The sequence below is a fragment of the Deinococcus sp. Arct2-2 genome, assembly GCF_004801315.1.
GTDB lineage: Bacteria > Deinococcota > Deinococci > Deinococcales > Deinococcaceae > Deinococcus.
The window spans coordinates 249,075-255,928 of sequence record NZ_SSNW01000001.1 but is presented as its reverse complement, the minus strand read 5'-3'; the positions used below and the strand labels follow the sequence as shown (position 1 = coordinate 255,928).

Annotated in this window: 7 protein-coding genes; all 7 read right to left on the bottom strand. The window is 65.2% G+C overall.

All coding sequences use genetic code 11. The features are described 5' to 3' along the window. Positions 1 to 66 precede the first annotated feature (66 nt). The 7 genes from E7T06_RS01200 to E7T06_RS01170 all read right to left on the bottom strand — a co-directional run bounded on the left by E7T06_RS01200 (position 67) and on the right by E7T06_RS01170 (position 6,743). Positions 67 to 624, bottom strand: a complete 558-nt coding sequence (locus E7T06_RS01200; RefSeq protein WP_136364003.1) for a cyclin-dependent kinase inhibitor 3 family protein — start codon at positions 622 to 624, stop codon at positions 67 to 69. 2 nt (positions 625 to 626) lie between these two features. Next, the gene (hemB, locus tag E7T06_RS01195; protein WP_136364002.1) at positions 627 to 1,634 is read right to left on the bottom strand and encodes a porphobilinogen synthase; all 1,008 of its coding nucleotides are present in this window, start codon (positions 1,632 to 1,634) and stop codon (positions 627 to 629) included. A gap of 63 nt (positions 1,635 to 1,697) precedes the next feature. Continuing rightward, complete coding sequence (locus E7T06_RS01190; RefSeq protein WP_136364001.1) at positions 1,698 to 2,348, bottom strand: NUDIX hydrolase; 651 nt, start codon at positions 2,346 to 2,348, stop codon at positions 1,698 to 1,700. A gap of 39 nt (positions 2,349 to 2,387) precedes the next feature. Then, on the bottom strand, positions 2,388 to 3,002 hold the full coding sequence (locus E7T06_RS01185; protein WP_136364000.1) for a transcriptional regulator: 615 nt from the start codon (positions 3,000 to 3,002) through the stop codon (positions 2,388 to 2,390). Further along, positions 2,999 to 3,211 carry a hypothetical protein gene (locus E7T06_RS01180; protein ID WP_136363999.1) on the bottom strand — a complete coding sequence of 71 codons (213 nt, stop codon included), beginning with the start codon at positions 3,209 to 3,211 and terminating at the stop codon, positions 2,999 to 3,001. Before E7T06_RS01180 ends, E7T06_RS01185 begins: the two co-directional genes overlap by 4 nt. A gap of 15 nt (positions 3,212 to 3,226) precedes the next feature. After that, on the bottom strand, positions 3,227 to 3,616 hold the full coding sequence (locus E7T06_RS01175; protein ID WP_136363998.1) for a DUF3208 domain-containing protein: 390 nt from the start codon (positions 3,614 to 3,616) through the stop codon (positions 3,227 to 3,229). Between the two features lie 37 nt (positions 3,617 to 3,653). Continuing rightward, positions 3,654 to 6,743 carry an AAA family ATPase gene (locus tag E7T06_RS01170; protein WP_136363997.1) on the bottom strand — a complete coding sequence of 1,030 codons (3,090 nt, stop codon included), beginning with the start codon at positions 6,741 to 6,743 and terminating at the stop codon, positions 3,654 to 3,656. Positions 6,744 to 6,854: the final 111 nt, after the last annotated feature.

Here is a 6,854-nt window from a genome sequence, read left to right as displayed (position 1 = left end):
ATCCACGATCCACGATCCACGATCCACGATCCACGATCCACGATCCACGATCCACCCATCAGCGCCTCACCGCCCAAATTCTTCGACAAACCGTTCCTGCACCGCCGTTTCAATCGCGTGGCGGCTCCTCGTGGCCCGTACCAGCGCGATGGCCTCTCTGGGGGGCATTCCGCCCTGCACCAACAGGCAAGCGGCCACGAGTCCGGCCCGGCCCAAACCGCCCCGGCAATGCACGACAACGCTGCGGCCATCCAGCAGGTACGTCATCAATTCGTCGATGTAGGCGGCAAAACCAATTCGGTCTGTAGGCGCGTGCTGATCTACGATGGGGCAGGCGGCGATCAGAATGCTGCGGGCTTCGGCTTCGGCGTGGTAGCCCTCCATGCCGAGCATGTCGAATTCAAAATCCTCGATCAGCGGGGCCAAGACTTGCACGCCGCCTCGGGCCAGCGTGTGCATGTCCTCGGCCACGTCGCGGGCGTGTACAACTCCATTTTGATAGATGCTGCCGCCTTTTTTACCCGGCGCAAAAGTCAGGCCGAGGCGTCCAGGCCAAATTCCGGTCGGAATCCAATCAACTCGAATAGGATCGTTGATGCTGTTCTGCTCTTTGGTGGCCTGCATGGTTATCCTCCCGCCAGCCAACGGGCGGCGTCCAGCGCGTGGTAGGTGATGATGGCGTCGGCCCCAGCGCGGCGCATTCCGGTCAGGGTTTCCAGCACGGTGCGGCGTTCGTCCATAAAACCAAGCTGTGCGGCGGCCTTGATCAGCGCGTATTCGCCACTCACATTATAAGTGACCAAAGGGAGATCAAAGTTGTCACGCAAGAGCTTGATGACGTCGAGGTACGCCAGCGCGGGCTTGACCATCAGGTAATCTGCGCCCTGAGCCACGTCCAATTTCGCTTCACGCAGCGCCTCGCGGTAGCCGCCCGCCGGATCCATCTGGTAGGTGGCGCGGTCTCCTACGCTGGGGGTGCTGCCCGCCGCGTCGCGGAAGGGGCCGTAGTAGGCGCTGGCGTACTTCACGGCGTAACTCATGACGGGCACGTGCGAAAAGCCCGCTGCATCCAGCGCCGCCCGAATCGCCCCCACTTGGCCGTCCATCATGGCGCTGGGGGCTACGATATCGGCCCCCGCCCGCGCCTGAGACACCGCCGTTTGGGCCAACAATTCCAGCGAGGGGTCGTTGTCTACTGTCCATTCGCCGCCCTGAATTTCGCACAGCGGGCCGCAATGTCCGTGATCGGTGTATTCGCACAGGCAGGTATCGGCAATGACGGTCAGGTCAGGGTGGGCTGCCTTGATCGCCCGCGCCGCCCGCTGAATGATGCCCTCATCGGCGTAAGCCTGCGTGCCTAGCGCGTCTTTGTGGGCCGGAATGCCGAACAGGATGACCGAGCGAATGCCGAGCGCCAACGCCTCGCCTGCCTTTGCTACGGCGCTGTCTAGGCTGTGGCGGCTCACACCGGGCATGGAGGCGATGGGGGTATCAAAGGCTTCCTCATGCACGAACATGGGGTGGATCAGGTGCGCCGGGGCCAGCGTGACTTCACGGGTCAGCGCCCGCAACGCCGGAGTGCGCCGCAGTCGGCGGGGGCGGTCTGTGGGAATGGGGAGGGTGGAATCAGGCATGGCATTAGGCTAGCGCGGGGCAACGGGACAAACAGGGCAAAAGTGCAGTGTGGCGCTTCACGATCAGGGTGAAGACAACAGTTCCAGCAGCGGCCCACGCAACGGTTCCAGCGACGGCTGCTGCCCACTCAGAATCACCGAAACTGCGCCCCACATGGCCTGCAAGTGCGTGACCTGCTGCGTGGACTGGGTGTGCAGCGCGTCGGCTCTGGCCGCCCGGAACCAGTCCAAAAAAGGCACTACCCTAACCCGAACCTGTTCGTTTGGATCGAGATTTTGCGGCCCGATGTACTGGGCGTCTAGCCCCAAAAACGAGTGGACGCGGTTGGTGATCGTGCCTGTGCTGACGAAGCTGGACGACACCGGAATCAGCGTGGCGTAACTGTATCCCGTTTCTTCCAACAGTTCGCGGCGGGCGGCTTCGGCGTGGGCTTCGCCAATCTCGCTGTTCCCGCTGGGCAGACCAGACAGCACCAGACCTACCGCATGCCGGTATTCTTCGGCCAGCACGACTTCAAACTCGGGTGTCAGGGCCAGCACGTTCACCCAATCCAAAGCCTCTATGACGTGGTAGGTGGGCACGACGACTCCGGCGGGCGTCAGGCATTGATCGGTACGGATTTTCAGAAAACGGTCTTGGTACATCACGGTAGAGCGCGTGACTTCCCAAGGCTGGGGTGCGGCAGGATCAGCCAGAACTGGTCTATCGGTCATTCCTTCCAGTCTAACCGCTCAGCCACCCTCAAGACCTCACTACCCCAGCACCTTAGACCCTAGACTTTTAGACCACCCCAACCTCTCCACTGCCTCTTCCGCCGCTGCCTCACCCCACACCGCCCCAGCGACGGCCAACGCTGCATAAATCGCCGGGAATCCGCCCGGAGTGGTGGTCAGGTGGGCATCGGTCACAACCTCACCGGGGCGCACCTCGGCAGGGGAAAAGCCCCACAGCACGTCGGTGAGGTCGGCGGGGCCACCCAGAATGCGGCCTTGCAACGTGCCTGCCTCGCCCGCCAACAGAAGACCGCTGCCGCTGGCTCCAGTAGGCAACCCGGCATGGGCCGCCAAAAAGCCGCGCAGCAACGGATCGCGGGCGGCTTTGGCGGCTCCGGGGCCACCGGGAAGAAGCAGGGCGGCGGGTTCGGGCAGGGCGGCGTACATCACGTGCGGCGTGCTGACCAATCCCCCGGCAGTCAGAATACTGACGCGAGAGCGGTGCAGCGTGCGGGTCGCGCCCTCGCCCCCGCACAGGCGGCACACAGCCACCATGATCCCCAATTCCAGTTCGCTGACGCCCGCGTACACGGGGATGGCAACAACTGGCCCTTCTGCATTTGGTTCTAGAGCGGATAAATCGGGTTCGGTCATGTATGAACAGACGAAGGCAGCGGCAACGCCCGCACCTGATATGTGCGCCGGGCCAGTGGCGGGCCAATTTCGCCCTTCTGAATCAGCTCTTGGGCGGCCTCGCGGGTCAGGCGCTCTACACGGGTCAGGTACACCAACAGCGTCTCCCGGCTGTCAAAACGGCGGGGATGCTGGTCTCCTTCGGCCAGCAGATCAAGCCAAACGATCATCGCTGCGCCCTCACGTCACAGCTCCCGCAGGTCTTCCCAGAGTTGCCAGCCCACACCGTCAGGCGTTCCGTCCAGCAAGGGATTCAGGGCTTGGCTGGCGGCCTCGGCGTCGCCGTGCAGGGCTTCGTTGCTGGGACGGTCATCGTACACACGCAGCACCGTAAATTGATAAAAGGTCTGGGCCGCCGTCGGCTCGCCGTTTTCAAAGAAGGCAAAGGGCGGCGACACCATATCCCACAGCACATGGGCGTCGTCCTCGTCGGCTGCGCCCGGAGATTTGGGCAGGTCTAGCTCGCGGGGAAGGTAGTGCTCTAGGTCTACGTCGGCGCTCTGAGGATGCCAGACGTAGCCTTGCAGCAGTCGGATGGCGGCGCGGCCTCCGGCCTGCGAATCGGTGATGCTCACACCCGTAGCATACCCGATAACCTTCCCCTCTGAATTCTTAATCCTGAAGCCCTGTCTCCGATTCCAAGACCCACAGCCGGTCACGCACCCGCAGAGCGCCCACGCGGGCCAAGTTGGACGCCGAATACACCTGTTGCAGCACGCTTTCAGCGGCGGGATGATGGGCCTCCAGCGCCCGCCCCGCCTCGCGCCACACGCCCATCCTGAAAGGATGCAGGGCCGGGTCTTGCAGCGCAGTTCTGAGCCACACCAAAGCGCCCGCGCCCTCCCCGATGGTTGCCCGTACTTCCAGCGCCAGCAGTTGCGCGGCCAAGCCCGGATCGGCGGCGGGGGTAGTGGAGCCAGTTTCTCCTCCCAGCGACACCCGGCGCAAGAAGGCATGAGCGCGGTTGATATCGGCCAACGCTGCGCCTGTCTGGTTGGCCCGCAAGTACGCCTCGGCACGGATGGCATGGGCCTGAGCCGCCGCGTAGGGGTGATCGGTCATCGCTAAGGCACGTTCGGCAAAGTGTAGGGCCGAGGCTGGGGCGGGATCGGCCAGCGCCCGCGTCAGCAACATGTCGAAGGTGAGAACTTGTTCGCGGTCAGGTTGAGACGAATCGGCGGCAGAGCGCAGAAGATTGTCCAGCAAGGTACGGGCCTGCACCAAATCGGGATGATCTCGGCGAGGGCCACAAAACGGGTAGAGGTACGGCAAGCCGATTCCCCGCGTCAGGTAGGCCAACGCGAGGCGGTACTGGGTACGGCGCAGGCGGTATTCGGCCTCGGCTTGGCGGGAACCCGGCACAGTCAAGAGTCCCGACAACAAGTTCATGGCAGCGGCAGCTTGGGCCAACGCTTCATCGGGGCGGCCCAGCGCCAGCAAAATCGGCAACCCTTCCGAAAGCAGGCGGGCGCGGGGCAAGACGGATTCCGGTTGAAGGCCGGGTTTTTTGGCTTCCGTCTGGCTGAAGCGGGCCGCAACAGAGGCAAAAGTTCTGGGAAGGGCAGGGACTCCCGGCGCAGCGATGAGCCCCAGCGCCCGCCCAAGCAGCTCTAGTCCCTCTGCCGGATGCCCCAACCTGCGCTGGGCGGTGGCAGCGCGGGCCAGCACACGGGCAGTTTCTTCGGCGCTCCCGCCTGCACGGGGCAAGCGTTCGGCGGCGTCCTGAAGGGCGTGCAGAGCGGCGGCGGGCTGGCCCAATCTCAGGTACAAATCGCCCTCTTGGTAGCGGGCGCGGGCCGACAAGAGTGGGCTAGAGGGCGGCACGCTTTGTAGGGCGCTCAGGGCTTCGGGCCAGCGTCCGGCGTCTTTGGCGATCAGACCGCGCCACAGCGCCGCACGCGGGCCGCCCTGCACGGTGCGGGGGTCAGTGGCGGCGCGGGTGGCGGCCTCCAAGTCTCCGCTCCAACGGGCCAACGCCGCTTGCACCAACAACGCATCGGCCTGCGCCGCCACCGTCCAAGAGGAGTCGGGCCACGATGAAGAAGGCTCTGACAGCAGCCCGCTCAGGTCAGGATGTGCCAGTTGCCCACGTGCGGCCTCGAAGTTTCCGGCGTCCACACTGCTTTCGGCCAGCTTGACCCGTGCCCACGCCCGCACCGGATCGCGAGGAGATTCCAGTAACGTAAACAACGCGTCGCGGGCGCGGGGATCGCCGTATTCGCCCCGTCCGGCGTGGTGCGTGGCGAGCGCACGGGCGAGGATTTCTAGAGCTTCTGCCGAGGCTCCAGCTTTGTCTTTCTTACCCCGTCCGGTTTTGCCCCGAATGGCGGCCCACAGCGGCGGCAAATGGCGGGCGTCGTCGGGGCGGCGGCTGACCTGTGCGGCGAGAGCGGGCCAGTCTTGCAGCAGGGTCAGTGCGGCCAGTGCAAAACCGGAGAGTTCGGCGGCAGCTTCATCTCTTAGCCTCTCGAATACAGCCACCAAACGGCGGGCGGCGGCCTGAGCTTCGGCGGCGGGAACCAGCGGCAAGGCGGCCCGGAGTCCATCGGCGGGAGTCCAGCCCAAGTCGGGGGAACCGGACAGCAGGGCGCGGGCATGGGTGGGCAGAGCGGCGGGCGGGGAACCTAAGGCAGCACACAAAGCGGCGTCAGGAATCGCGGCGGGCAAAGGCACTCCCGACAAGCCTGCCAAAGCCGCCGCCAGAACACGAATATCCGGATCGGCCAGCAGCCGCGCCGCGCCACTTTCGCCCTGTCCGGCCTCGCCCCGGCCCACGCTTGCCAGCAGGGTCAGGCGGTCTAGATTGCGGCCCGTTTCACGCACGAGGGCGTCGGCGGCGGCGCGGCCAATGCCGAGGCGGGCCATCAGGTAGGCGCGGGCTTCGGCAGGCGTGGGCGGGTGCAGTTCTATGAGTTCGGCCACGCCTGCGGGCAAATGGGCCTCCAAGTCTGCCGCGTCTTCTAGGGCCAGCAACACCGCCAACCCAGCCGGGGCGCGGCGCAGCAGATGTTCGGTGGCCCACACCGCCGAAGAAACAGGTGTGCCATCGGGCAAGCGGGGCGGCTCTCCGGCAAAGTGCAGATCGGCGGTGACGCGGGCCAATAGCACTCCTTCCCGGCCCGCCATAGCAGCGCGGGCAGCCTCGGCCTGAGCCGCCGCCAACGCCGCAAAAGAACGCCCAGCAGCGGGGAATGCGGGCAAGATTTGAAAGGCGTCACTGGCCAAAGAGAGCCGCAGCACCGGCACATGCTCGGCAGCCAAGGCCGACGCCACATGCTCGATCAGCACCGTTTTGCCCGCGCCGCGCCGCCCGGTTACGATCATCCGGGGTGTTCTGCCTGCCCGCACCCCCGCCAAAAACTGCTTGTAGGCCCGCTTTTTGCTGCGGCCCAACAGTTCCAGTTCATCGGGCAGGGGGGCGGGAACACTGGGCAGTGTGACGGTGGGCAGGGGTCGGCCTGCTTCCTGCGCCAAGTCGGTCAGGATGCCTGCCAGCGCCGCTTTGTCGGCGGGTATGCCTATGTCGCGGTAAACGATATTCCGCACCGACGCCGGATTCGCGCCGCGTGCCCGCATCTCGCCTTCCAGCCAGCGCAGGCTGCCGCGTACTGCTCCCGCTGTGCCAGCTTGGGGCGGCAGATGGGCACGCAAGTCGGCCAGAATGCCGCGCCAGTCGAGCGCCACAGCATCAGGCCCCCCCATACCCGCCCGCGAAGGAAGGAGAACGGCAAAGGCAGTCCAAAAACGACGGAATCAAGGTGGCTTGAGCCTACCACCCCAGCTCACACTCGTTGCACCCAGTTCATAAATGCC

What these genes read in the sequence shown, in the direction of transcription:
- E7T06_RS01200 (WP_136364003.1), bottom strand. Translation starts at nt 624, where the DNA reads ATGCAGGCCACCAAAGAGCAGAACAGCATCAACGATCCTATTCGAGTT.
- hemB (WP_136364002.1), bottom strand. Translation starts at nt 1,634, where the DNA reads ATGCCTGATTCCACCCTCCCCATTCCCACAGACCGCCCCCGCCGACTG.
- E7T06_RS01190 (WP_136364001.1), bottom strand. Translation starts at nt 2,348, where the DNA reads ATGACCGATAGACCAGTTCTGGCTGATCCTGCCGCACCCCAGCCTTGG.
- E7T06_RS01185 (WP_136364000.1), bottom strand. Translation starts at nt 3,002, where the DNA reads ATGACCGAACCCGATTTATCCGCTCTAGAACCAAATGCAGAAGGGCCA.
- E7T06_RS01180 (WP_136363999.1), bottom strand. Translation starts at nt 3,211, where the DNA reads ATGATCGTTTGGCTTGATCTGCTGGCCGAAGGAGACCAGCATCCCCGC.
- E7T06_RS01170 (WP_136363997.1), bottom strand. Translation starts at nt 6,743, where the DNA reads ATGGGGGGGCCTGATGCTGTGGCGCTCGACTGGCGCGGCATTCTGGCC.